Annotated in this window: 25 protein-coding genes and 1 pseudogene; 7 read left to right on the top strand and 19 right to left on the bottom strand. The window is 69.9% G+C overall.

Features of this window, described 5'->3' with window-relative positions; all coding sequences use genetic code 11:
- Positions 1-26: 26 nt before the first annotated feature.
- Entirely contained in the window at positions 27-473 is a 447-nt protein-coding gene (locus tag NNI01S_RS09605) for an SRPBCC domain-containing protein (RefSeq protein WP_063019688.1), read from the top strand.
- Positions 474-512: 39 nt separating this feature from the next.
- On the opposite strand, the gene NNI01S_RS09600 is transcribed toward NNI01S_RS09605, so the two are convergent.
- Positions 513-1,100, bottom strand: coding sequence for a TetR/AcrR family transcriptional regulator (locus tag NNI01S_RS09600; RefSeq protein ID WP_063019687.1), 588 nt, complete (start codon positions 1,098-1,100; stop codon positions 513-515).
- Positions 1,101-1,208: 108 nt separating this feature from the next.
- On the opposite strand from NNI01S_RS09600, the gene NNI01S_RS09595 reads away from it, so the two are divergent.
- Complete coding sequence (locus tag NNI01S_RS09595) at positions 1,209-2,132, top strand: SDR family NAD(P)-dependent oxidoreductase (RefSeq protein ID WP_063019686.1); 924 nt, start codon at positions 1,209-1,211, stop codon at positions 2,130-2,132.
- A gap of 62 nt (positions 2,133-2,194) precedes the next feature.
- On the opposite strand, the gene gatA is transcribed toward NNI01S_RS09595, so the two are convergent.
- Together gatA and gatC are read right to left on the bottom strand one after the other, a co-directional pair.
- Positions 2,195-3,721, bottom strand: a complete 1,527-nt coding sequence (gatA, locus tag NNI01S_RS09590; RefSeq protein ID WP_063019685.1) for an Asp-tRNA(Asn)/Glu-tRNA(Gln) amidotransferase subunit GatA — start codon at positions 3,719-3,721, stop codon at positions 2,195-2,197.
- Positions 3,718-4,017, bottom strand: a complete 300-nt coding sequence (gene gatC / locus NNI01S_RS09585; protein ID WP_063019684.1) for an Asp-tRNA(Asn)/Glu-tRNA(Gln) amidotransferase subunit GatC — start codon at positions 4,015-4,017, stop codon at positions 3,718-3,720. The genes gatA and gatC overlap by 4 nt, the downstream gene beginning before the upstream one ends.
- Before the next feature lie 316 nt (positions 4,018-4,333).
- On the opposite strand from gatC, the gene NNI01S_RS09580 reads away from it, so the two are divergent.
- Positions 4,334-4,984 carry an ACT domain-containing protein gene (locus NNI01S_RS09580; RefSeq protein ID WP_063019683.1) on the top strand — a complete coding sequence of 217 codons (651 nt, stop codon included), beginning with the start codon at positions 4,334-4,336 and terminating at the stop codon, positions 4,982-4,984.
- Between the two features lie 211 nt (positions 4,985-5,195).
- Here NNI01S_RS09580 and NNI01S_RS09575 read toward each other — a convergent pair whose 3' ends face one another.
- From NNI01S_RS09575 to NNI01S_RS09565, 3 genes are all read right to left on the bottom strand, one after another.
- Complete coding sequence (locus NNI01S_RS09575; RefSeq protein ID WP_084488688.1) at positions 5,196-5,726, bottom strand: GNAT family N-acetyltransferase; 531 nt, start codon at positions 5,724-5,726, stop codon at positions 5,196-5,198.
- A gap of 127 nt (positions 5,727-5,853) precedes the next feature.
- Entirely contained in the window at positions 5,854-6,177 is a 324-nt protein-coding gene (locus NNI01S_RS09570; RefSeq protein ID WP_063019682.1) for a hypothetical protein, read from the bottom strand.
- Between the two features lie 20 nt (positions 6,178-6,197).
- Entirely contained in the window at positions 6,198-7,442 is a 1,245-nt protein-coding gene (locus NNI01S_RS09565; RefSeq protein WP_063019681.1) for an AAA family ATPase, read from the bottom strand.
- Positions 7,443-7,745: 303 nt separating this feature from the next.
- Here NNI01S_RS09565 and NNI01S_RS09560 point away from each other — a divergent pair, with 303 nt between their 5' ends.
- The gene (locus tag NNI01S_RS09560) at positions 7,746-8,078 is read left to right on the top strand and encodes a hypothetical protein (protein WP_157114676.1); all 333 of its coding nucleotides are present in this window, start codon (positions 7,746-7,748) and stop codon (positions 8,076-8,078) included.
- Here the strand turns inward: NNI01S_RS09560 and NNI01S_RS09555 are convergent.
- The 6 genes from NNI01S_RS09555 to NNI01S_RS09530 form a co-directional block, all read right to left on the bottom strand.
- The gene (locus NNI01S_RS09555) at positions 8,071-9,111 is read right to left on the bottom strand and encodes an S-adenosylmethionine:tRNA ribosyltransferase-isomerase (RefSeq protein WP_063019677.1); all 1,041 of its coding nucleotides are present in this window, start codon (positions 9,109-9,111) and stop codon (positions 8,071-8,073) included. The two genes, NNI01S_RS09560 and NNI01S_RS09555, sit on opposite strands and share 8 nt — an antisense overlap.
- Positions 9,108-9,803 carry an SDR family NAD(P)-dependent oxidoreductase gene (locus NNI01S_RS09550; RefSeq protein ID WP_063019675.1) on the bottom strand — a complete coding sequence of 232 codons (696 nt, stop codon included), beginning with the start codon at positions 9,801-9,803 and terminating at the stop codon, positions 9,108-9,110. The genes NNI01S_RS09555 and NNI01S_RS09550 overlap by 4 nt, the downstream gene beginning before the upstream one ends.
- A gap of 40 nt (positions 9,804-9,843) precedes the next feature.
- Positions 9,844-11,979 carry an NAD-dependent DNA ligase LigA gene (gene ligA / locus NNI01S_RS09545; RefSeq protein WP_063019863.1) on the bottom strand — a complete coding sequence of 712 codons (2,136 nt, stop codon included), beginning with the start codon at positions 11,977-11,979 and terminating at the stop codon, positions 9,844-9,846.
- Between the two features lie 542 nt (positions 11,980-12,521).
- Complete coding sequence (locus NNI01S_RS09540) at positions 12,522-13,556, bottom strand: methionine synthase (protein ID WP_063019862.1); 1,035 nt, start codon at positions 13,554-13,556, stop codon at positions 12,522-12,524.
- Between the two features lie 189 nt (positions 13,557-13,745).
- Complete coding sequence (gene mnmA, locus NNI01S_RS09535) at positions 13,746-14,861, bottom strand: tRNA 2-thiouridine(34) synthase MnmA (protein ID WP_063019673.1); 1,116 nt, start codon at positions 14,859-14,861, stop codon at positions 13,746-13,748.
- A complete protein-coding gene (locus tag NNI01S_RS09530; RefSeq protein ID WP_063019671.1) occupies positions 14,861-16,090 on the bottom strand; it encodes a cysteine desulfurase family protein in 1,230 nt (409 codons plus the stop codon). Before NNI01S_RS09530 ends, mnmA begins: the two co-directional genes overlap by 1 nt.
- 261 nt (positions 16,091-16,351) lie before the next feature.
- On the opposite strand from NNI01S_RS09530, the gene NNI01S_RS09525 reads away from it, so the two are divergent.
- Both NNI01S_RS09525 and NNI01S_RS09520 read left to right on the top strand, forming a co-directional pair.
- Positions 16,352-16,687, top strand: coding sequence for a hypothetical protein (locus tag NNI01S_RS09525; RefSeq protein WP_063019669.1), 336 nt, complete (start codon positions 16,352-16,354; stop codon positions 16,685-16,687).
- 365 nt (positions 16,688-17,052) lie between these two features.
- The gene (locus tag NNI01S_RS09520; RefSeq protein ID WP_157114674.1) at positions 17,053-17,403 is read left to right on the top strand and encodes a hypothetical protein; all 351 of its coding nucleotides are present in this window, start codon (positions 17,053-17,055) and stop codon (positions 17,401-17,403) included.
- A gap of 191 nt (positions 17,404-17,594) precedes the next feature.
- On the opposite strand, the gene NNI01S_RS34395 is transcribed toward NNI01S_RS09520, so the two are convergent.
- The 4 genes from NNI01S_RS34395 to NNI01S_RS09505 form a co-directional block, all read right to left on the bottom strand.
- On the bottom strand, positions 17,595-17,738 hold the full coding sequence (locus tag NNI01S_RS34395; protein WP_157114673.1) for a hypothetical protein: 144 nt from the start codon (positions 17,736-17,738) through the stop codon (positions 17,595-17,597).
- A gap of 8 nt (positions 17,739-17,746) precedes the next feature.
- On the bottom strand, positions 17,747-18,817 hold the full coding sequence (locus tag NNI01S_RS09515) for a lysophospholipid acyltransferase family protein (protein ID WP_245676050.1): 1,071 nt from the start codon (positions 18,815-18,817) through the stop codon (positions 17,747-17,749).
- Positions 18,814-19,647: a GNAT family N-acetyltransferase gene (locus NNI01S_RS09510; protein WP_063019665.1), complete on the bottom strand. Its 834-nt coding sequence runs from the start codon at positions 19,645-19,647 to the stop codon at positions 18,814-18,816. Before NNI01S_RS09510 ends, NNI01S_RS09515 begins: the two co-directional genes overlap by 4 nt.
- A gap of 273 nt (positions 19,648-19,920) precedes the next feature.
- The gene (locus tag NNI01S_RS09505; protein ID WP_063019664.1) at positions 19,921-21,213 is read right to left on the bottom strand and encodes an NAD(P)/FAD-dependent oxidoreductase; all 1,293 of its coding nucleotides are present in this window, start codon (positions 21,211-21,213) and stop codon (positions 19,921-19,923) included.
- 112 nt (positions 21,214-21,325) lie between these two features.
- Here NNI01S_RS09505 and NNI01S_RS09500 point away from each other — a divergent pair, with 112 nt between their 5' ends.
- Positions 21,326-22,183 carry a LysR family transcriptional regulator gene (locus NNI01S_RS09500; protein ID WP_063019662.1) on the top strand — a complete coding sequence of 286 codons (858 nt, stop codon included), beginning with the start codon at positions 21,326-21,328 and terminating at the stop codon, positions 22,181-22,183.
- Positions 22,184-22,366: 183 nt separating this feature from the next.
- On the opposite strand, the gene NNI01S_RS09495 is transcribed toward NNI01S_RS09500, so the two are convergent.
- The 3 genes and pseudogenes from NNI01S_RS09495 to NNI01S_RS34390 all read right to left on the bottom strand — a co-directional run.
- A complete protein-coding gene (locus NNI01S_RS09495; protein WP_063019660.1) occupies positions 22,367-23,422 on the bottom strand; it encodes a uroporphyrinogen decarboxylase/cobalamine-independent methonine synthase family protein in 1,056 nt (351 codons plus the stop codon).
- A gap of 259 nt (positions 23,423-23,681) precedes the next feature.
- Complete coding sequence (locus tag NNI01S_RS09490) at positions 23,682-23,903, bottom strand: hypothetical protein (RefSeq protein ID WP_063019658.1); 222 nt, start codon at positions 23,901-23,903, stop codon at positions 23,682-23,684.
- A 317-nt stretch (positions 23,904-24,220) separates the two neighbouring features.
- A pseudogene (locus NNI01S_RS34390) lies at positions 24,221-24,340 on the bottom strand (electron transfer flavoprotein subunit alpha/FixB family protein); the annotation flags it as partial.
- Between the last annotated feature and the right edge of the window lie 7 nt (positions 24,341-24,347).

The raw sequence follows: 24,347 nt of genomic DNA, 5'->3' as shown, positions 1-24,347 counted from the left end.
CGCCTAGAACATGTTCTAATTCCTGCATGGCTTTCGTCATCGACCTCGCCGCCGACATCGACGCACCCGCCGCTCTGGTGTGGCAGGTGATCACCGACTTCCCGCGCTATGGCGAGTGGAATCCCTTCGTCACGGAGTGCCACAGCTCGCTGGTGCCCGGCGAGCCGATCGACATGCTCGTCCGCGTCTCCGGGGCGAGCCCGCGCAAGCAGCGGGAATGGATTCGTTCGCACACCCCCGGCCGCGAGCTCGGCTACTCGATGAAACCGGTGCCTCCGGGCGCACTGCACAGCTTGCGCTCGCACACCGTGACACCGCTGGCCGACGACCGCACTCGCTACGATTCGCACTTCGAACTCGGCGGATGGTTGCATCCCGTGGTCGTCGCGCTGCTCGGCAAGAACTTACGGCGCGGCTTCGAGGGCATGACCGATGGCATCAAGGAGCAAGCCGAAAAGCTGCGCGCTTCCTGAGGCCGCCGAGTCGGAACCGGCCCCGCGAACGACGCGTCCTCACGCGCGCAAATAGGCCAGCACGGCATCGAGCGCGGCATCGGCGTACGCCTCCGTGAGCCCGCCGAGCCCCAGCGACCACCGCATCTGCGTCGGGCCGAGTAGCAGATCGGTGGCGAGTTCGAGGTCGAGTCCGGCACGCAGTTCCCCGGCGGCGACGGCGGTGGTCAGGCGGTCGGCGATGGCGGCACGCTGCGGCAGCAGCAGACGCTCGCGATACGCCGCGGCCAGCTCCGCGTCCTGCTGGATCTCGATGTACATCGCCCGCAGGAAGGACTCGAAGCCGGGATCGGTGAGCGCCCCGATCGAACCGCGCAGCAACTGGCGCAGGTCGGCCGCGACGTCGCCGGTGTCGGGCAAGGCCGGACCCGCCGGGCCCGAATCGGATTCGAGCATGGCGTCGAAGACGACCGCGCCCTTCGACGGCCACCAGCGGTAGATCGTCTGCTTGCCGACGCCGGCACGGGCCGCGATGGCCTCGACGCTCAGCTTCGCGTAGGACACTTCACGGATCAGCTCGCTCGTCGCGGCGAGGATCGCAGCACGGGCACGCTCGCTGCGGCGCGCGGCGGTCGGGGTATCGGCCATGCCCGCACCCTACATCAAATGAGACGAAACGTCTCGTCTTGACAAGTCGGGATCCACTTGGCATGGTTTTCGAACGAGACGGACCGTCTCGTTACGAAAGGATCTCTCTTGACCAGAACGTGGTTCATCACCGGCGCAGGCCGCGGACTCGGCCGGGCATTCACGACGGCCGCGCTCGCTCAGGGTGACCGTGTCGTCGCGACCGCCCGTGACCCCGAGTCCCTGACAGACCTCACCGACGACCGTCTCACCGTGCTGCCCTTGGACGTCCGCGACCGCGAGAGCGTGATCGCCACTGTGGAAAAGGCGTTCGCCACGGCGGGCGCCATCGATGTGATCGTGAACAACGCCGGCTACGGCCTGGTCGGCGCCATCGAGGAGCTGACCGAAGCGCAGATCCGCGACCAGATGGACACCAACTTCTACGGCGCGCTGTGGGTTTCGCAGGCGGCCGCGCCGCATCTGCGCGCCCAGGGCTCCGGGCACATCGTGCAGATCTCCACGGTCGGAGCCGTGGGGAGCCTTCCTCTGTTCGGCCTCTACAACGCGAGCAAATGGGCCCTGGAGGGATTCAGCGCCGCGCTGGCCGACGAGTTGCGCCCCTTCGGCATCCGGGTCACGCTCGCGCAACTGGGCGGCTTCGACACCGACTGGGCCAAATCGAGCATGCGGTTCGCCACCGGCATTCCCGCCTATGCCCAGTTGCGTGGCGGCATCCTCGGCATGCCGGACTACCCGGCAACGGAGGGTGACGCCGCGAACGCCTCCACCGGCTCGACCGACGCCCGGCCTGAAGGCGAAGCCACCACGCCCTCAGCCGAATCCGCGCCGGACGCTACGACCGGCACGGAGCCCGAATGGACCGAAGCGCCGCCGGAAGTCGGCGCCGCGGGCCTGATCGCCTTGGTGAACATGCCGAACCCCCCGCTGCGCAAGATCATCGGGCCCGGCGCGCACCAGATGGTGGCACTCGCCTTGGATCAGCGCCGTCGCGACTACACCGACGACCCGGAATTCACCTGGCCCGCATGACGATCGCGGAGCCGCCCGCTTCCGCGCAACCGGTGCGCGATCGAGCGGCTCCGCGTCGAAGGTCAGGCGATGGGGCCGCGCGCGGCTTCGTAGGCCGCGCCCACCCGGTAGAGGCGGTCGTCGGCGAGGGCGGGAGCCATGATCTGGAGGCCGACGGGCATGCCGTCGTCCTTGCTCAGACCCGAGGGCACCGACATGGCCGGGTGCCCCGCCAGGTTGGTCGGCAGGGTGCACAGGTCCGAGAGGTACATGGCCAGCGGATCGTCGACCTTCTCGCCCAGCTTCCACGGCGTGAACGGGCTGGTCGGCGAGACGAGCACGTCGACCTGCTCGTAGGCCTGGTCGAAGTCGCGGGCGATGAGCGTGCGCACCTTCAGCGCCTGGCCGTAGTAGGCGTCGTAGTAACCGGCCGACAGCGCGTATGTGCCGATCATGATGCGCCGCTTGACCTCTGGGCCGAAGCCGGCCGCACGCGTAGCCGCCATGACCTGCTCGGCGCTGTGCTGCCCGTCATCGGCGACGCGCAGGCCGTAACGCATGGCGTCGAACCGCGCGAGATTGGACGACACCTCCGACGGCATCACCAAGTAGTAGGACGACAGCCCGTATTCGAAGTGCGGACAGGACACTTCGACCACCTCGGCGCCGAGATCCTTCAGCACCGCCACGGCGGCGTCGAAGGAGGCGAGCACGCCGGGCTGGTAGCTGTCGGAGTGCAGTTCCTTCACCACGCCGATCTTGACGCCGCGCAGATCGCCCTGCGCCCCCGCGCGCGCGGCGGCCACCACCGGCGGCACCGGTACGTCGCGCGAGGTGGAGTCACGCGGGTCGTATCCCGCGATCACCTCGTGCAGCAGCGCGGTGTCCAGCACCGTCCGTCCGCACGGACCGCCCTGGTCCAGCGACGACGCGCAGGCGACCAGACCGAAGCGCGACACCGTGCCGTAGGTCGGCTTGGTGCCGACGGTCGCGGTCACGGCCGCGGGCTGGCGGATGGAACCGCCGGTGTCGGTGCCGATGGCCAGCGGCGCCTGGTTCGAAGCCAGCGCCGCCGCGGAGCCGCCGCCCGAGCCGCCCGGGATGCGGGTGGTGTCCCACGGGTTGCGGGTGGGGCCGTAGGCGGAGTTCTCGGTGGAGGAGCCCATCGCGAACTCGTCCATGTTGGTCTTGCCGAGGATCGGGATGCCCGCCTCGCGCAACCGCCTGGTGACCGTCGCGTCGTAGGGCGAGACCCAGCCCTCGAGGATCTTCGACGCACAGGTGGTCGGCATGTCCGTGGTGGTGAACACGTCCTTGAGCGCCAAGGGAACTCCGGCCAGCGGCGAGGCGGGCGCGGCGCCCGAGCCGAGCGCGGCGTCCACCGCGGCAGCGGCCGCCAGAGCCTGCTCACCCGCGACGTGCAGGAAGGCGTGATACTCGCCGTCGACCTCGGCGATCCGGTCCAGGTGCGCCTGGGTGACCTCCACCGACGACAGCTCGCGACCGTGGATCTTCTCGGCCAGCTCGGCCGCGGACAGCCCGGTCAGGTCGCGCCCACCCGTCGCCCGGCCACCGCCCCCGGTCGAATCGCGATGCGATGCTGCGTTCATTCGCCCTCTCCCAGGATCTGCGGCACCATGAACCGCTGTTCTTCCACCGCGGGCGCGCCGGACAGCGCCTCACGCGGGGTGAGGCCCGGCACCACTTCGTCGGGCCGGGTCACGTTGGTCGCCGGATTCGGCGATGCCGTGGCCGGGACGTCGGCGGCGGCGACCTCGGAGATGGTCCGCACGTGGCTCAGGATCGAATCCAGCTGTCCGGCGAACTGATCCAGTTCGGCATCGGACAGCGCGAGCCGGGACAGCCGGGCGAGGTGTGCGACCTCGTCGCGGGAGATGGCGGGCACCGCGGGACCCCTTTCGGCTTCGTTATGAACACTGCTCAACCCACACAGCCTAGCCACCGGTGACCTGGTCGCCGTGCGCCACCCGCGCTTCGTCGGCGCGGCGGCGCGAGCGTCGCCCAGCAGGCCTCCGGCAATCTTCGCGGGGCGGCGACACAGCCGCGCGCGCTAGCCCGACACGCCGCCCGCGCGCGAATTCGCCGAGTGGCGTGCGTCACTGGACGGTCTTCGACTCGATAACCGGCCGTAAGGGGTGTAAGTATTGCGTCACCCGGGTATTCGTTCTCCAGCCTCGGCCGCCCTAAGAAAGGAAACGCACGTGTCGTATCTGCTCCGCGTGCAACTTCCGGATCGACCGGGAAGCCTCGGCGCTCTCGCCCTCGCGCTCGGCTCCGTCGGCGCCGACATCCTCTCCCTGGATGTGGTCGAGCGCGGCGCGGGCTACGCCGTCGACGATCTGGTCGTCGAGGTGCCCTCCGGCGCACTCCCCGACACCCTCATCACCGCCGCCGAGTCGATCGGCGACGTGCACGTGGACTCGATCCGTCCGTACTCCGGCGTGCTGGACACCCATCGCGAGCTCGAACTCATCGACCATGTGGCCAGCGCGCGCGACGACCGGATGCAAGTCCTGGTGGACGGTGTGCCGCGGGTGCTGCGGGTCGGCTGGAGCACGATCATCGACATCGGTCCGCAAGGGGCCTACCGCGTGGTCGGCAGCCCCAGCGCGCCGCAGACGCAGGCGGGTTCGGCGCCGTGGATGCCGCTGGAGAAGCCCAGCGTGCTCGATCCCGAAGCGGACTGGGTGCCGGAGATCTGGCGGGACATGGACACCAAGCTGGCCGCCGCTCCGCTCGGCAACACCGGCAAGGTCCTGCTGCTCGGCAGGCCGGGCGGACCCGACTTCCGACCCTCCGAGGTGGCCCGGCTGGGTTACCTCGCGGGGATCGTCGCCACCGTCCTCGGCTGATTCGCTTCGCGGCGCTGAAACTTTCGCGCCGTCGGTGCCTTCGTCTGCGCGAATTTCGGTGCGTATCCCCCCACCAGGGTCCCGGCACGGTGAGGCCACCCCGATCGAGGCCGGGAGGAATTCCAGCCCGTAAGTCGCGCGCTCGACTCGCGCGCTCCGCGCTCGGCGCGCCCGAGCGGTTCCCGGTAGACGGCGCGTCTGCGAAGGAGATCTAGGGCGACGCGGCAGGGTCGAGTGGTAGGCGGAGCACGTGCAGCAACTCCCCGGCGCTGGTCCGCCAGTTGCGACTCGGCACAGGACGGAAGCCGAAGCGGTCGTAGATCCGGCGGGCGTCGACCATCGCGGGCATGGTGGTGAGCGCGACCGCGGCGCACCCCTCCGCACGGGCACGCTCTATCACGGTGCGCACCAACGCCGTTCCCGCGCCGAGTCCGCGCGCGGTCTTCGCGACGGCGAGCATGCGGAACTCGAGTTCACCCGGCAGCGCGATCTCCGCGTACGGATTCCCGGCCGGTGCGACCGTGAGCGAGCCGACGATCCGGTCCGCGTGCGTGGCGACCAGGACCCCGGCCGCGGCGGCACGGCGGGCGGTGTCGGCCAGCTCGCCCGCGTACCAGCTGCCCGCCTCCACGTAGCCCTCGCCGACGTAGACCTCCACGGTCAGCTCACCGACCGCGGCGTACTCCTCCGGCCGCGCCGCCCGAACGACGACGCCCGCGTCCCGCACATCCATACCCGGCATGATGCCATCGGCCATAACGTGGGCTACGGCACGTCCGCGCTCCTGCGGAGTCGCATACCGCAGGCCGTGTGCGCGGCCTGCTCACCCTCCGCGACGAGGAGCCCTCCCGCGAGCAGCGGGCGGTCGATCAACCTGGACGAGCGATCTGCCAGCGGTCGGGTTTGCCCGCCGGATAGACGACGGGGAGCAGATCGCCGGTGTGCGGCCAGGATCTGGTGTCCCAGACGAAGCGGCCGTATACGACCTTGCCGGAGACCGAGGGGCCGCTCAGATTTCCGGTGATGGTCACGTACTGCTCCCCGGGAGCGTCGGGGCGCGGGCTCACACCGGTGACGTACAGCGTCCCCTCCTCCGGCTGCGCCGGCGCATAGCCCCGCCTGCCGCGGATGGCGAACACGATCAGCGACACCAGCACCGCAGTCAGGGTCACCAGCGCGACGAACTCCAGCATGTCCCCATGCTAGGTGCGCGTCACACCGCCGCCAGCTCGCTGGTGCCGTGAACGGTGCGCCGGATGTGCCAGACCGACGTGCGGGTGCGCTGCGAACGCCCGTTGCCCCGATCGATCAGCAGCCGGTTGCCGGTCGTGAAGATCAATTGGGCGCCCCGGACATTGGTCTCCGGATTCTGGAACAGCTGAATCAGTCGATCGGTCTCCTCGGCGGGCAGGCAGGAGCCGATGTCGTCGACGGCGAGCACCCGGCCCGCGTCCAGCGCGTCGAGCATGGCGGGCAGCACGCGCAGCAACGACAGCGTGGCGGAGGACTCGTCTCCGATCTCGAACGGAGCGTCGATGCTGTCGTGCACCAGGCGCAGGCCGACCCCGCGCCGGGCCACCATCCGCGCGTACAGGGCGTCGCGCGCCGCCTTCAGGTTGGTCAGCTCGCGCTCGAGCAGCACGGGGGTCAGGCCGCTGTCGCGCAGCAACTGGTCGGCATGGCCGGGCGAGGTGGCGCACAGGTCGATCCGCTTGCCGAGGCCCGCGATGTCGGCGTCCAGTTCCCGCAGGTAGTCGGCGTACATCGGGTCGTGCTCGGCGACGAGCAGGTCGGTGATGCCCAACTCGGCCGTGCGCAGCAACATCAGCAGCCGCGCCGCGTTGTCCGCCGACCGGGAGACGTGGCTGCCCAGCCGGTGGGCGATGGCGTCGGGTTCGGCGGGGCCGCGCTGCACCTCGAGCATGGACTCGAACCAGCGGTAGGCGGGCACGAGCGCGTCGGAGTACATCTGCCCGGCGAGGCTGAGCAGCAGGGCGTTCGGGCGGACCAGCGGAGCCAGCGCGGTGATCCCGTAGCGGGCCGCCTCGAACATCGGGCCGATCTTGATCTGTTCCCCGCTGCGCTCGAACACGATTCGCTTACGCGAGCGCGGGTGGGTGTGCAACCACTCCGCCGTCACATCGGCGTTGTCCAACCGGAAGCCGTAGGTGTAGGGCACGCCCTCGGCGACGAACGCCGCCACGAATTCCGAAGGCCGGTCGGGGAATCCGAGATGCGGCGAACGCACCGGACCCGCGTACGGATCCCAGCCGGTCACCGAATGCAGCACCGCGTCGCGCATCTGCCCGAGCGCATCGATCAGGTTCGTCTTGCCCGCCGCCGCCCCGCCGTGCACGGCGGTCACCGGCACGGCCACCGGTCCGCTCCCCTTGGTGAGCCGCAACTCCTGCTCATCGGCCAGCGATCTGTGATTGGTCACCTGAAAACTGCGCAGCATGCCGCCATACTTCCGTCCGCGCCACGGCGAGGCGACATCAGCCCGGTGGCCTCCGCGATCCGCACCATCTCACACCTCCGTTCCCCTCGCAGTCGAACCGTCCCGGCGACAGCATCCCCGTCCGCTATGCGGATACCCACTTGGCCGTCGATGACCTGCTGTTCTCTCCGTAGCCCGGCAACCGTCACCGGGACAGCAGGTGCGATAGCGGGTTAGCATGCCTGCACGCTGCGGTTTCGCCGTGGCGTACTGCCGAAGTTGTTCGATGGGATGAGGGTAACGATGGGATCGACGGTTCGTCGTGTGGTGGTTCGAAGCTCCGTCGTCGCCGCGCTCGCGCTGGGCTCGCTGGTCGTGGCGCCGGAGGCGGTGGCGGACGCGCCGTGCCCGGAAGGCTCCGCACGTGTGTTCCTGGCCAACAGCACGAACACCTGCCAAGGCGGCGGGACGGTCAGCTACGACCCGCCCGGCGTGGTGTCGAAGGTGTGCTCGACGTCGTCCGCCGACGTGACCGCCGAGGCGACGTTCAAGAATCGCCGCGGCAAGATCATCACCCAGAAGCTCGACCTGAGCGACGGCCGCTGCGGACGCTTCGACATCGCGGGCCAGCTGGGCGCCACGGTCACGGTCAGCTGAGCCCGCTGCCGCCGAACAGCAGAGCGCTGTCGCCGAACTCGTGCCACAGATAGCCGGTGTCCACGGCCGCGGCATAGGCGGCGGCGACGGTGGACTCCCCCGCCACCGCGACCAGAAGATCCAGGTGTGACGCGCCGGGGGCGTGCCACCCTGTGATCAGACCGTCCACCACGCGGGCCGGCCGTTCCGGCCCGAGCACCAGGTCGGTCCACCCGTGCGTGGCGTGGACCAGCCCCGATGGTTCGGCGGCGGTCTCCAGCGCCCGCGTCACCGTCGTGCCGACCGCGACGACGCGTCCGCCCGCGGCTTTCGTGGCGTTCACCAGCCGCGCCGTCGAGGCCGGGACGGCGAATCGCTCCGGGCTCGGCGGCTCGCCCGCCTCGGGCGAGGAGACGCCGGTGTGCAGCGTGATCGGCGCGAGAGCGACACCCCCGGCGATCAGATCCAGCACCAGACGCTCGGTGAAGGGGCGTGCGGCGCTGGGCATTTCCGCGCTACCCGGCACCCGACCGAAGACAGTCGTGTAATACGAGGCCGACCATCGCTGCGGCACATAGGAATACGTGATCGGACGGCCGTGCGCGGCCAGTAATCGAGGCACGTCGGCAGAGACGTCGGCGCTCCACAGGCGCCGTCCGCCGGGGAGCCAGGGCGCACCCAGAGTCGCCGTGGCATCCGGCAGTCGCAGCACGGTCCCGGACGAGAGCCGCTCGGCCGGATAGGGAGTGCGCTGCGTCGTCCGGACCTCCACCACCCAGCGGCCGTCGTCCAGCCACGTCGAGAAGTGCAGTACGACCGGCTCGCCGTGCAGCGTGGCGTCGACCGCCGACGACATGGTCGCCGAGTTGTTCACCACCACGAGATCGCCGGGGCGCAGCCGGTCCGGTAGCTCACGGAACAGTGAATGGGTCAGTTCCGGATCGGCGACGAGCAGGCGCACGTCGTCGCGCGCCAGCCCCCGGGCCTCGGGCGGGGCGGCGGCATCGCGTTCCGGGGACAGGTCGAAGAACGGCAGGGTGGTGCGCACCGTCACGACGCCCGCCCGGCGACGAAATCCGCTGCGGCGTAACGCCCGCTCCTGGGTTTCTCCGCGAGCAGCCGCAGCAGCGCGGGCACCACCGTCTCCGGCTCGGGCCGATCGGAGATGTCGACGCCGGGAAATGCCGCCTGATGCATCTCGGTGCGCATGTCACCGGGATCGAAGGCGTAGACCGACAGGTCCGGATGCTCGGCCGCGAGAATCGCCGTGAGCTGGTCGAGCGCCGCTTTCGACGACCCGTATCCGCCCCATTCGGGATACGGCTCCGACGCCGCGTCGGAGCTGATGTTCACCACGGCGCCGCCTGGGCGCAGCAGTGGCAGCGTGAACTGCAGAACCGCCAGCGGCGCTATGACATTGGTGCGCAGCACGCGCTCCAATTCGTCGAGCGGGTAGTCCGCGAGGCGAGGCAGCGGACTCGGCCCGAGGCGGCTGGCGTTGTTCACCACGAGAGTGAGTTCGCCCGCCTCGCGTACCGCGTCGGCGAGGCGCGCACGATCCGCCGGGTCGGTGACGTCACCGGGAACCGGGACGAACGCGGAGCCCGATGCGGCGGCCACTCGCGTCAACCGGTCGGCACGACGCGCGGTCCCCAGGACCCGCCACCACTGTTCGATCAGCGCCCGCGCGAGCGCCGCGCCGAATCCGGCCGACGCGCCGGTGATCAATGCGGTAGGACGAGACATGATGACCTCCTGTAGTCGCCTACCGGTCGATCCTCATACCTCAACGTATCTTCAGGTCAAGGCCCTCCTCGGCGTCGGCGTCCTCTGCCGCCGTCTCCGGCGCGACCGCTTCGGGCCCACCCGTCAGCAGTCGCTGGAAACCCTCCTCGTCGAGAACCGGCACGCCGAGTTCCTCCGCCTTGGCGGCCTTGGAGCCGGGCGCGTCTCCGACCACCACGAACGCGGTCTTCTTCGATACCGAACTCGCGGCCTTCCCGCCGCGCATCAGGATGGCCTCCTTGGCGCCGTCGCGGGTGAAGCCTTGCAGCGAACCGGTCACCACGATGGACAGGCCCTCCAGGTTGCGCTCGATGGACTCGTCGCGTTCGTCCTCCATCCGCACGCCCGCGGCCCGCCACTTCGCCACCACAGCGCGATGCCAGTCCACGGTGAACCACTCCGCGACGGCGGCCGCGATGGTCGGGCCGACGCCGTCGGCGGCGGCCAATTCCTCCCCCGACGCCGCCTCGATACGCTCCAAGCTGCCGAATTCGGCGGCCAGCGCGCGCGCTGCGGTGGGGCCGACGTGCCGGATGGACAGGCCGACCAGCACTCGCCACAGCGGCCGGTCCTTGGCGACGGCCAGGTTCTCCAGCAGCCGCTTGCCGTTGGCGGAGAGGCTGCCGTTCTTGTTGGCGTAGAGCGAGGTGGTGAGCAGCGTCGCCTCGTCCAGATCGAACAGGTCGCCCTCATCGGTGATGGCGCCGGACTTCAGCAGATCGATCGCGCCTTCGTAACCGAGGGCCTCGATGTCGAAAGCGCCGCGACCGGCCACGTGGTAGACCCGCTCACGCAACTGCGCCGGGCAGAACTGCTGGTTGGGGCAGCGGATGTCGGCGTCGCCCTCCTTCTCCGGGCGCAGTTCGGTGCCGCACTCGGGGCAGTGCGTCGGCATGACGAATTCGCGCGCGTCTTCGGGACGCGCGTCCACCACCGGCCCCAGCACCTCGGGAATCACGTCGCCCGCCTTGCGGATGGTGACCGTGTCGCCGATCAGCACACCCTTGCGCTTGACCTCGGCGGCGTTGTGCAGGGTGGCCATCGCGACCGTCGACCCCGCGATGGATACCGGCTCCATCACCGCGAACGGCGTCACGCGGCCGGTGCGGCCCACGTTCACCTGGATGTTCAGCAGCTTGGTCGTCGCTTCCTCGGGCGGGTACTTGTAGGCGATCGCCCAGCGCGGTGCGCGCGAGGTCGAGCCGAGGCGGCGTTGCAGCGCGGTCTCGTCGATCTTGATGACCTGGCCGTCGATCTCGTGCTCGATGTCGTGCCGGTGCTCGCCCCAGTAGGCGACCCGCTCGATCACCGCGTCGATGCCCCGCACCCGTCTGGTGTGCTCGGACACCGGCAGGCCCCACGCGGCGAGCGCGCGGTAGGCCTCGTACTGCGAGGTCGGCGTGTAGCCCTGGATGCGGCCGAAACCGTGGCAGATCATGCGCAGCCTGCGCCGCGCGGTGACCGACGGGTCCTTCTGACGTAGTGAACCGGCCGCCGTATTGCGTGGGTTGGCGTAAGGCGGCTTGCCCTCGGCCACGATGGCGGCGTTGAGCGTCTCGAAGTCCTCCAGCCGGAAGTACACCTCGCCGCGTACTTCCAGCAGCTGCGGGATCGGGAACTCGTCGCTGGGGGTCAGCTCGCCGGGGATGTCGTCGATGGTGCGCGCGTTGAGCGTCACGTCCTCGCCGGTGCGTCCGTCGCCCCGGGTGGCGCCACGCACCAGCCGCCCGTTCTGGTAGACGAGATTCAGCGCGACGCCGTCGATCTTGACTTCGCACAGGTAGTGCAGGTCCGGCCCGGTCTCCGCCTCCACCCGGGCGGCCCAGGCGCGCAGCTCGTCGATGTCGAACACGTTGTCCAGCGACAACATACGCTCGAGGTGGTCGACGGCGGTGAAATCGGTGGCGAAGCCGCCGCCGACGAGCTGGGTCGGCGAATCCGGCGTGCGCAGATCCGGGTGCTCGTCCTCCATGGCCTGCAACCGCCGCAACAGCGCGTCGAACTCGCCGTCGGAGATGATCGGCGCGTCCCGGACGTAGTAGCGGAACTGGTGCTCGCGCACCTCGTCCGCGAGTTGCTGCCACTCCACCCGCTGCTCTGCCGTCGCCGGGGCCGCCGCGCTGTCGCTGTCACTCACCCATCGCACATTAGCGGAGGCCACCGACAGGGAGCCGCCGTGTTCGCGCACGTCGCCGCCCTGGCGGCCACGAATTCCGGCCGGTCCGTTTCTCGGCGCGAGCACCCGCGTTCCGGCGGCCTTGCCCCGGCTCGCCGTTGCGGCACCCACAACACGGCAGACCGAGTTCGCGAGGTGTCATCCCGGCGAACAGACCTGCCCCGCGGGTCCGGGCACCAGGATGACGATCCGAACCCGCACATGGTGGCGAGAATTCCGAAGCCGCTCGAGAAGAATCGAACCCGGCTCATCCGACGGCGACGAGCCGAGAGAGCGGCGAGCAGAACGAACCCGGCGACCAGCATGATGCCCGCGCCGGTGATGTGGAAGCCTTGTGCCGCTCTGAACGCCCCTTCGTATGCGGCGCTGTCGCAGTAATCCATCAGCCCGTCGGTGAAGAGGAGATATCCACCCAGGTAGATGGCCGGGCCGAGCAGGACCGAGCTGGTTCTGGCGCGAAGGCGGTCGGTCCGGGCGGAGACCCGCGTTCTCGCACGGCGACGTCAGGAGAACGAGAGCTCCTCCGGCTCTTCGGCGTACGCGCGCGCGACGTCCGCGGCCAGACGCAACGCCCGTCTGCTCCACTCCAGCGGCGCGCCCGCCAAGCCGCAGGCGGGGCTGACCGCGACCTGGTGCGCCAGCGTGCGGCGGCCGAAGCCGAGCCGGTCGATCAGCCGCACCCCCGGCTCGGCGCAGGTGCGCCAAGTGACCGCCGTGGCAGGCGCCTCGGTGGGGACGACGCCGAGCACCAGGTGTTTGCCCGCCTCCAGCGCCTCTCCGACCTCGTCGAGCTGCCCGGTGCCGATGGCGCCCAGATCGAATCCGATCCCCGCGGCGGCGCTGCGGCGCATCGGGCCGAGCGCGGGCGGCTCGGCGCAGCTGTGCAGCAGCACCGGCGCGGATTGGGCGGTGATCACCGTGTCCAGGACGGCCAGCGCTTCGGGCTCGGGGAGGGCGCGCACGGTGTTCAGCACGCTCACCCCGCGAAGCGAGCCGCCCAGCACCGCGGACAGCGACGGCTCGTCGAGCTGCACGACAACCTGCGCCCCGAGCCGCTTGCGCACCTCCGCCACGTGCTGGGCCAACCCTTCGGCCAGGGATTCCGCGAGGTCACGCACCGCGCCGGGATCGGTGAGCACGCGATGACCGCCGGGCAGCTCTACCTGCGCGGCCAACGTCAGCGGCCCCGCCGACTGCACCTTCACCGGACGGCCGCGGCCGGCCAGACCGGCGTTCTCCCACGCTTCCTCCAGTGCGTCCAGATCGGTCCGCAGCAGGTCGTGCGCCCGCCGCGAGACGGCCCCCGGGCGCGGCGCGAGCCGGTAGCCCCTGGGCGTGGTGTCGAAGCGCAGGTCGACCAGCAGCGCGGAAGCCCGGCCGATCAGGTCGGCGCCCGCACCGCGCGCGGGCAACTCCACCAGGTGCGGCAGGTCGCCGAGTTCACCGACGATGGTCGCCGCGGCCTCGCGCGGGTCGGCGCCCGGCCAGGAGCCGACGCCGGTGGCGATTCCGCCCTGCACGCGCACCGGCTCGGTCACCACGTCCGTCCCAGCGTCTTGCGCCGCGTCCTCCGCGCCGGTCTCGTCCACCGCTGACCTACCTCCGTCCGTTCGATTCCGCGATTACGGGATCCCGCCGTCCTCGACGGCTACCCATGGTCTTTCGATCTCCACGCCGCAACGGGCTGTGTGGGAGAAGGACGGCATCGCAGGCCCCGCCGCGCCGGATCACCGCGCCGACTCGGCACCCGCTTCACTCGCGACGGGCTCGCGCACGGTCCCGGAGATGGTCCCGCTGCCGATCACCTCGTCGCCTTCGGGATCGGGCCGGTAGAGCACCACGGCCTGGCCGCGCGCCACGCCGGTCAGCGGCTCACGCAGCCGCACGATCAGTCCGTCACCCGCCGCCTCGGCCACCGCGGGCGCGGTGCCGCCGTGCGCGCGCACCTGCGCCACGCATTCGATCGGCCCGCGCGGCGCGGAACCCGACGTCCAGATCGCACGCTCCGCCTCGACCGTCCAGACCCGCAGATCCTCGGCCGAACCGACGTGCACCGTACCGGAATCGGGGTCGATGCCGGTGACGTAGCGCGGCTTGCCGTCGGCGGCGGGACCCGGCAACCCGAGCCCCTTGCGCTGGCCGATCGTGAAGCCGTGCACACCCTCGTGCCGCGCGAGCACCTGACCATCGGCATCGACGACCGCACCGGGGCGGATGCCGATCTTCGCGCCGAGGAAGGCCCGGGTATCGCCCGAGGGGATGAAGCAGATGTCGTGGCTGTCCGGCTTGTTCGCCACCGCGAGGCCGCGCTCGGCGGCCTCGGCGCGGATCTGCGGCTTGGGTGTGTCGCCCACCGGGAACATCGCGCGTGCCAGCTGCTGCGCGGTCAGCACCGCCAGCACATAGGACTGGTCCTTGTCGGCGTCGACGGCGCGGCGCAACACGCCGTCCTCGAGCCGCGCGTAGTGCCCGGTGACCACGGCGTCGAAGCCGAGCGCCACCGCGCGGTCGGCCAGCGCGGAGAACTTGATCTTCTCGTTGCAGCGCAGGCACGGATTCGGCGTCTCGCCCGCCGCGTAGGCCGCGACGAAATCGTCGATCACGTCTTCCTTGAAGCGGTCGGCGAAGTCCCAGACGTAGAACGGGATGCCCAGCACGTCGGCGGCCCGTCGGGCGTCACCGGCGTCCTCCTTCGAGCAGCAGCCGCGCGATCCGGTGCGCAGCGTGCCCGGTGTCGCCGACAGCGCCAGATGCACGCCGATCACCTCGTGACCGGCGTCGACGGCACGCGCCGCCGCCACGGCCGAATCCACACCACCGCTCATCGCGGCGAGTACCCGCATCAGACACCTCCTTTCGCACCGGCCAGGCCCGCAGCCTTGGCCCGCTCCACCACCTGGGGCAATACTTCCAGCACCGCGTCCACGTCGGCCCGCGTCGAGGTGTGCCCCAACGAGAAGCGCAGTGATCCACGCGCCTGCCACGGCTCGACGCCCATGGCGATCAGCACGTGACTGGGCGTGGCGACGCCCGCGGTGCACGCCGAACCGGTCGAGCATTCGATTCCGGCCGCGTCCAGCAGCATCAGCAGCGAATCCCCTTCACACCCAGGGAAGGTGACGTGCACGTTGCCGGGCAGACGCCGCTCGCCGTCCGGGCCGTTGAGCACCGCGTCGGGCGTCGTCGCGCGGATCCCGTCGATCAACGCGTCGCGCAACGCGACCAGTTCGGCGGTCCGGACGGGCAGCTCGGTCGCGGTCTGGCGCAGCGCCGCGGCCAATCCGAGCGCGGCCGCCGTGTCGGAGGTACCGGACCGCAGGTCGCGCTCGTGGCCGCCGCCGTGCAGCAGTGGCACACACGGCACCTGCCTGCCCAGCAGCAGCACGCCGACACCGTGCGGCCCGCCGACCTTGTGCCCGGCGAAACTCGCCGCGGACAGGCCGCTCGCGCCGAAGTCGATGGGCAGCTGCGCCGCCGCCTGCACCGCGTCGCTGTGCATCGGAACGCCGAATTCGGCGGCCACGGCGGCCAATTCGGGAATCGGCTGAATGGCGCCGACCTCGTTGTTCGCCCACATCACGGTGACCAGCGCGACATCGTCGGGCTGCGCGGCCAGCGCGGCGCGCAGCACGCCGGCGGAGACCACGCCCTCGGCGTCCACCGGCAGCCAGGTGACCTCCGCGCCCTCGTGCCGCTCCAGCCACTCCACCGCGTCGATGACCGCGTGATGCTCGATCGAACTGGCGATGATCCGATTGCGGCGTGGATCGGCATCGCGGCGCGCCCAGAAGATGCCCTTGACCGCCAGGTTGTCGCTCTCGGTGCCGCCGGAGGTGAAGACGACCTCCGAGGGCCGGGCGCCCAGGTCGGCGGCGATCGACTCGCGCGCTTCCTCCAGCCGCCGCCGGGCGGCGCGCCCCGATCCGTGCAGGGATGACGCGTTGCCCGTGGTGCGCAGGGCAGCCGTCATCGCCTCGATGGCCGCGGGCAGCATCGGTGTGGTGGCCGCGTGATCGAGGTAGACCGTCTGGGGCGCAGCACCGTTGACCGGACCCGAAAAAGCCGACTTCATGACCAGTTAAGGATAGCCGTCACCGTCTGCCGCTTATTCCCCCCTGCTCACACGCCCGCGGGGGTGCGTTTCCACCCCGGCTTCCGGGCCGAATGGCCCAGTCGACCACCAAATCTCAGGGTAATCACCTATTGAATGTGCCGCTAAACAGCGGTACGTTGTTCAGTGTATTGATCGCTATCCGCTCGCTCCCGGAGCGGGTTGCGGGCCCCAGCGCCGAGCGATCGACTACCGGACGAATCGATGAGTGAGGAAGTTCCGATGGACCAACGCACCCAGGGACGTATGCGACGTGTGCTGGCACGCGCCGCCGCGGCGTCCGTACTCGCCCTGATGCCGGTCGCCGCCGTCGCGGTGCCCGCGCTCGCCGACCCGATCGTGCTCGAGCCCGCCGACCAGGTCGACGCGGCCCACGGCCGCCACGGGCACGGCCACGGCGGTCACCGTCACGACGGCTGGAACAACGGCCGGCACAACGATTGGGACCGGGGCCGGCACGACGACTGGTTCCGCGGCCGTGACCGCCACGACGACTGGGACCACGGCAGGCCCGGTTGGCACCACGGTTTCCGGCCGCCCACGGGCAGCGGTTTCTGAGTTTCCCATTCCCGGGGCGGGCCGCACCGGCCCGCCCCGGAGTCGTGCGCAGCCCACTCCGCTCGATGCGGGCGCTCACGATCATGGTCTGATACGGGCCGAGCCCTCGGAACATACCTCCGCTGGCGCCGCGATCAGCGACGACGCGTTGCTCTCGCTCACGGCCCACGCGAGCGGTGCGATCGTTCCTCTTCCCGTCGGAACTCCCTGTCGGGGGCAGATTTCAGGGTTTTCACCCATGAGATGAACCGCTGAATAGCGGTACGTTATCGACGAGTTGATCGCTGCTCGTCCGTTCCCGAGCGGGCCGAGGCCGGTACGCCGAGCGGTCGGCCACCGGACGAACCCAGGAGAGGAAGTGCCTGATGGACCCACGTCGGCCGGGACCTACGCGACGTGTGCTGGCACGCGCCGCGGCCGCGTCCGTACTCGCTGTGATGCCGTTCGCCGCCGTCGCGGCGCCCGCGCTCGCCGACCCGATCGTGCTCGAGCCCACCGATCTCCACGATCACGCTCGTTTCCACGATCACGCCTGTTTGCACGATCACGCCCGTTTCCACGATCACGCCCGTTTGCACGATCACACCCATCACCACACCTGGGATCCCGACTGCGACGACGACTGGTTTCGCGGTCGTGACCGCCACGACGACTGGGACCAGGGCAGGCCCGGTTCGCACAACGGGTTCCGCCCGCCCACCGGCAGCGGCTTCTGAGCCCCGGCCACCTCTTTCGGGAGCGAGCCGTCGACGTTCGCCCCGGATCCACGTGGATGAACTCCGCGCCTCGGCCGGCGATGCGCGGGTGACCGCGCGGCGGCGGAGAAAGGGTATCCCGGCCGAGGCGCTCGGCTCCGGGTCCAGCGGCCGAGCAACGGATCTCGTCGAGGCCCCCGGTGACCTGCGGCTCAACGGCGGCGATCTCGCCGCGCCCCCGCGAGCGTGACCCCATGGGTCACCGCCTCCGGCATGCCGATCCGCACATCACTCGCCGACGAGCTGCCGTCGTCGGCGTCCCCGACCGACGCGCCACCGAGCGACAGGCGTCGCACCCGGTTTCCTATCGAGCGGCCGCCGTACCCCGGCGGCCGCGCGAGGCCGGACGGCTCCGTGGCCTGCGTACCACTTCCACGGCATCCACCGATACCGACGGGTCCCGAACCCGGGTGTGCCCCGCTTCGATCCACTTCGTCGTCTCCGGCGCGTCCTGGCGCGGCGAAGCGACGCCGCGCACGGCGGCCTCGCAGCGTCGGGCCAGCTCGCGCCGATCCGTGCCCGGTCGCTGCACGGGTTCCAGCACCACTTCGGCCACCATCCCGCGCGACCGCAGCACCCGGCGCGCGGAGGAGACGAAGGTGTCGACGCCGACGAAACCGGGCACCGTGCACGGCACGCCGTGCCGGTCCAGGTACCGCAACCGCACCGGCTGCACCGGAGTGCCGGTGTCCACCGCGGCTTGGAACAAGGCGGGACGCATGATGCCGTAAGCGCGGCCACACCAGGTGGTGCCCTCGGGGAAGACGCCGATCCGCTCGCCCGCGGCCAGCCGCGCTGCGACCGCGGCCACGACGCCGGGCAACTGCCGCAGGCTTTCGCGCTCGATCGGGATCACCCGCATCAGCTCGGCGAGCTTGCCGAGCAGCGGCCAGTCCACCATGTCCGCACGCGCCACGAACCCGAGCGGCTGTACCGAGGCCAGCGCGACGATATCGGTCCAGCCGATGTGCCCGGTGACGACCAGCACGCCGCCGCCGGTCCCGAAACCCGCGGGTACGAGCGCGGCGTCGCCCTCATCGACGACACCGCCCTCATCGACGACACCGCCCTCATCGACGACACCGCGCTCGTCCACGGCCCCCCGGTTGTCGACGATGCGCAACCGCATGCCCAGACAGCCGAGCAGCAAGTGCGCGTAGCCGCGCTGCAACGAGGCCCGCCTGCCACGCGGAATCACCGCGTTCGCGACCGGGAAACTGAGCAGCAGTCCGGCGACCCCGGCCAAGCGGGCGATCACCCGCGCCGACCCGACCTCATCGATCGAATCCAGGCAGCCGGGGCCGCAAGGGCTCGACGGCATCCATGCGTGCGCGGTGGACGTGGCGGGTGGCGCGTCGAAGACCACGGTCCTCACCGTCCCCCGTCGAACGACGCGGCGGCGTCTCGTAGTCGGTCGAGGTAGCGGGTGTTGATCGTGTTCAGCCCGAGCAACACGACGAAGTCGGCGACCGCGAAAGCGGGATCGTGAGCGGGCTCGCCGCAGATCTCCGCGCCCAGCCGCAGGTAACCACGCACCAGCGGGGGCAGCTTCGGCCGCGACGGCGGCGTCAGTTCGTCCAGGGACTTGCCGTCGACGATCACCGGGTGGTAGGGGCGCACCCGGCGCTCCGGGTCGGAGGCGTGCCTGCCGAGCAGCATGTCGCGCACACCGCGCACGTTCACCCCGGGCGGTGCGGCCGGAGTGTCCTGCATCGGCACCGACACGCAGCCCATGACCCACTCGTAACCGGTGAGCTGGATGTAGTGCAGGATGCCCGCCCACATGAGGGTGAGCACCGAGCCGTTGCGGTGATCGGGGACCACGCAGGCGCGGCCCATCTCCACGATCCGCATGCCCTCCGGATCCAGCTGAGCCAGATCGAATTCCGTCGCCGTGTAGTACCCGCCCGCCGCGGCGACCTTGTCCGGCGGCAGCATTCGATAGCAGCCGACGAACTCGCCGGTGGCGTCGTCGCGCACCAGCATGTGGTCGCAGTGCTCGTCGAAACGGTCGGCGTCCAAACCCGTTCCGTCGTCCGGGATCCGGAAGCCCGGCTCGTTGGCGAACACAGTGTATCGCAGGCGCTGCGCGGCGACGCGGTGGTCGAGATCGGAGGAAACCACCAGCGAGTAGCGCGACCGTCCCTCCCCTTCCCGGGAGTCCGTCGGTCGAGCCGGGGCTGTCAGCACGGACGAAGTAGTCATATCCATGATGAAGCCAGCTCGACAATGCGCCGCAGCAACCCCGAAGTGTCGCGACGATGCCGGTTGGGTGAACGAGACGACTGTCACACCGAGCGTTCACCGAACGGTTCCGCCGTGTTCGCCCCTCGGCATCGCGACCGCTTCCGACATGCGGTTTGTGGCGCGAGCCGCCCTTTTCGGTCGCCCGAGCCGCAGGCGCTGACCCGCGCCGTACCCAGCAAATCGCGCCGCTCCAGTCTCGGAGCAGCGCGATTCCTCAGGCGCGGGAAGCGGTCACGCCGCTCGGCTTTCCGCGGCGCGTAGCTTCTTCGGGGTCGTGTCCTGTTCGGCGAAGCCGGGACGGCCCGTGCCGATGAACGCGACCAGCCAGGACGCGACCGCGGCGAAGCGGTTGCGGAAGCCGACCAGGTAGAACAGGTGCACCGCGAGCCACATGACCCAGGCGACGACGCCGCGGAAGGCGATGCGCTCGTTGAGCTTCGTCACGGCGCTGAACCGGCTGATCACCGCCATGCTGCCCTTGTCCCAGTAGGTGAACGGGGTGCCGGGCTGCTTCTTGCGGCGGATGATGTCGGCGGCGTGCCTGCCCTCCTGCATGGCCACCGGCGACTGGCCGGGGTAGCCGTTGAGCGAGGTCATGTCGCCGATGGCGTAGATGTCGGCGTAGCCGCCGACGGTGAGGTCCGGGTTGATCAGCAGGCGGCCGGCCCGGTCGGTCGCCACGCCCGTGGCCTCCGCCAGGATCTTCGCGAACCCGCCCGCCTGCACGCCGGCCGACCAGACCACCGTCTCCGCCGCGATGCCGTGCTCGACGCCGTCGGCGCCCTTGACGGTGACCTTGCCGTGCTCGATGTCCGTGACGAAAGTGCCGAGCAGCACATCCACGCCGCTGCGGGTCAGCGACTTCTTCGCGTATTCCGACAACCCGCCGCCGAACGGCGGGAGCACCTCGCCCGCGCCCTCCACGAGCGTGACCGAGACCTCTTGGTGGTAATACCGCTTCGCCAGTTCTTTCAACTGACCGGCCACCTCGACGCCGGTCGCGCCCGCGCCGACCACGACGAAGCTGAGGAGCCTGCGCCTGGTCTGCTCGTCGGCCTGCGCGGCTTCGGCGAAGACGCGCGCGATCTGCGCGCGCAGCCGCCGCGCGTCATCGATGGTCTTGAGCGAGAAGGTCTTCTCGGCGAAATCATCCCGCCCGAAATAGGACTGGCTGGCGCCGGTAGCCGCGATCAGCGAACCGTAACGGATGCGGTGGCGCACGCCTTCGTGCTCGTAGGTGACGACGGCCCGGTCGGGATCGATCTCGACCACGGTGCCGAGGCGCACGTCGGCCGAACGATGACGGCGCAGGATTCCCGCGATCGGCGGCGCGATCTCCTCCGATGTGAGCACACCCGTCGCTACCTGGTACAACAGCGGTTGGAACAGATGCTCGGGCGTGCTGGAGATCAGCACATAGTCCACCCCCGACTTGGCCAGCTGCTTGGCGGCGGCGAGCCCGCCGAACCCCGATCCGACAATGACGACACCAGCGGTTTCGATTCCCGCTTCCACGTACTGCATGACAGCCTCCTTCTCTCATTACGAACCGCGATCCGGAGGGCGGATATTTCAGGTGTGTGGGCGCATAATTCAGATGACTCTTATCTCGATTCGTAATTAATAGGAGGTCGCTGTGGAACTTCGGCAGCTCACCTACTTCGTCGCGGTGTGCGAGGAGCTCAGCTTCAGCGGCGCCGCGGCGCGCTGCTTCATCTCGCAGTCGGCGATCAGCCACCAGATCTCCCGGCTCGAGCGCGACCTCGGTGTGCAACTGTTCGAGCGCTCGACCCGCTCGGTCGTGCCCACCGACGCCACCGCACGGCTACTTCCCCTTGCGAAACAAATGCTGAGTCTGGAATCGGCGATCCGCGCCGCCGTGCGGACGGTGGGACCGCGCATCCGGCTGGCCGCGAACATGTCCTTCGCCACCCGCTCGCTGTCGGCGATCGCGGGAGCGCGCGCCGCGCATCCGGAGGCGGAGATCGAGTTCGTGATCAAACCCTTCCGCCAGCGCATCACCGCGGTGACCGACGGCGACTGTGATCTGGCCCTCATCCGCGGCCGCGTCGACCAACCCGGTCTCGTGGTGGAACAACTGTGGGTGGAGGACCTGGTGATCGCCACCTCCAGCGCGCATCCGCTGGCGACCAGGGACACGGTGACCCTGGCCGACCTGAGTCCGTACCCGCTGCTGCTGCCGCCGGAACAGGAACAGGTCCTTTTGCATACCGTCATTCGCAATGCCTTCGCCGAGCTGCCCACCGGCCCCACCTTCGGACCACCCATCCCCCCGGATCACACCGCGACGATGGAGCTGATCAATCGACCCGAGGCGTGGACCGTGCTCTACGCGGAAAGCACGACCGAGGGCCTGGTGGTGCTGCGGCCGGCCGAATCCAAGCTGCGCATCCCGGTTTCGGCGGTCCTGCGCGCGGACGCCCGGCGCTCACCGATCCTGGAGACCCTGCTCACGGCCCTGCATCGTTGCTGATTCGGGCGCCGAGGGCGTGGTGGATGTCGCGCATTGGGCCGCTACCGCGCATCGGCGACTTTCACCCGAGCCCGCCCGACGACAGAGCCCTGGTTCACCGCCACCGGTGGCAGTTTCCCTCAGCGATCCGGCGCTCTCGGCGGCCGAACCAGCGGGCCGTTCGACCGAAGAGGGTTGCGCGAATCAGAGGCGCAGCTCAGTCGCGGCCAGCGCCGTTCCCTCGATGCGCGCCCGCACCTTCGCGAACGCGGTCTCTCGCGAGGTCGAGGTGTCGTCTGCGAACGGCGCGAAACCGCAGTCGTCGCAGGTCCCCAATCGCTCCACGGGGAGATAGCGGGCGGCGAGCAGCACGCGGTCGCGCACCTGCTGCGGGGTTTCCACCACCGGATCTATCGGGTCGGTGACGCCGATGAACACCCGTGCTTCGGCAGGCAGGTGCTCGGCGACCACGGCCAGAACCTTCTCGGGGTCCGGCTCGCTGGCGAACTGGAGGTAGAACGCGCCCACCCGCAGTTGCAGCAGCTTCGGCAGCAATTGGACGTAGTCCACGTCCAGGCTGTGTGTGGAGTCCTGGTCGCCGCCCGGACAGGTGTGCACACCGATCCTGGCCCGCTCGGCGTCCGAGAACCGTTCGAGCACTGTGTTGTTCAGCTCGATGAACTGGTCGAGCACGCCGCCGCTGGGATCCAGCTTGAGCGACAGCCGCCCCTCGGTGAAGTCGAGCTGCACCAGGTGCGCACCTGCCTCCAGGCAGCCCCGGATGTCGGCCTCGGCCGCGTCCGCGAGATCGGCGAGGAACTGCTCTCGGGGGTAACCGTCGATCCCGTCGGCCGGATACAGCAGGCTCAGCGCCGACGGCGCGATGACGGCCTGCTTCACCGGAACGGTGGCGTGCTGCTGCGCGTCGCGCAGATAGTCCGCCGCGTGGGCGGCATAGCGGAACGGGCCCGAGGTCAGCCGGGGCAGCTGTCTCTGGTGCCCGTCGGCGAACGGGATGATCGCCCCGTCCGGAGCCAGATTGTCCAGCCCGGCGATCGGATAGGTGGCGAAGCTCGGCTTGGACTGCTCGCCGTCGGTGACCACGGGAGAGCCGAGTTCTTCCAGCTTGCGGATGGTTTCGGCGACCGCGCGCCGCTGGAGTTCGGCGAGCGCGGTGGCGTCGCCGGAACCGTCGGCCATGGCGGCCAACAGGTCGTGAGGTCGAGGGATGCTACCGATCGGTTCCGTTGGGATGCTCACCGGCCGAGTGTAAATCCGCTACCTGCATCTCCGACGCCAAATCACCTGCACCGTAATTTCTTTCGCATCGGTCACGATTCTCGCCTCGAGTTCCGGCGGCCGGACCAGGCCGAATGGCAATCGGAGGCAGATGTTTCGGCGGTGGGTCGAAACGGAACAGGACCACCGCGCAGCAATCGACGCGGTGGTCCTGAGGTGGTGCGGCAGATCGTGCGGCGAGGGCGGTGCGGACCGGGTCAGCCCGCGCTCACCACTTCGATCAGCGGAAGATGCCCATTCGCCAGCCGTTTCCTTCGGCCTTGCAGCTGTAATGGGGGACGTTGATGTCGCCCGCGGAAACGCGCCGCGCCTCCTCCTGCTTCGCGGCGGCCAAGCATTGCTTCTCGTTCGGATACACCGTTGCCTGCGCCGCAGGCGCCGAGGCGATCAAGGCGCCCGTGGCCAGCGTGCCCATCAGCAGTCCGGTAACCGTCTTCTTCACTTCTGATCCCCTAGTGTCGATGACTCCCCCCCTTCGGGGGACTTGACACCGATGAAACTAGCAAGCAAGGCACGAGATCGGCGGATGGGGTCGTCACCGTGCCGACCGCTCGCAGTCTCGGGCCATCTGGCGGGTATGTCACTGCACCCCAGCCGATCACACGGCACGTGGGTGCGCAGTGGAAGTGCTGCCGCCGCAGCGGCGGTGGTCTCATGGGGGGCGTGTTCGGGATCAAGCACCAGAACCGCAGACCGAACAACAGCGAAAGGCGGCCCCGGCCTGAAGGTCGGGGCCGCCTTTCGACCAGTCGAAGAGCGTCAGCCCTTGTGCGACTTGACCGCTTCGGTCAGCTGCGGCGCGACGTTGAACAGGTCGCCCACGATGCCGTAGTCGGCGATCTCGAAGATCGGCGCCTCTTCGTCCTTGTTGACCGCGAGGTTCCAG

This window comes from Nocardia niwae NBRC 108934 = DSM 45340, from assembly GCF_001613465.1.
Taxonomy (GTDB): Bacteria; Actinomycetota; Actinomycetes; order Mycobacteriales; family Mycobacteriaceae; genus Nocardia; species Nocardia niwae.
Note: the sequence above shows the minus strand (reverse complement) of the source record. Positions and strands in the feature narration are given on the sequence as shown.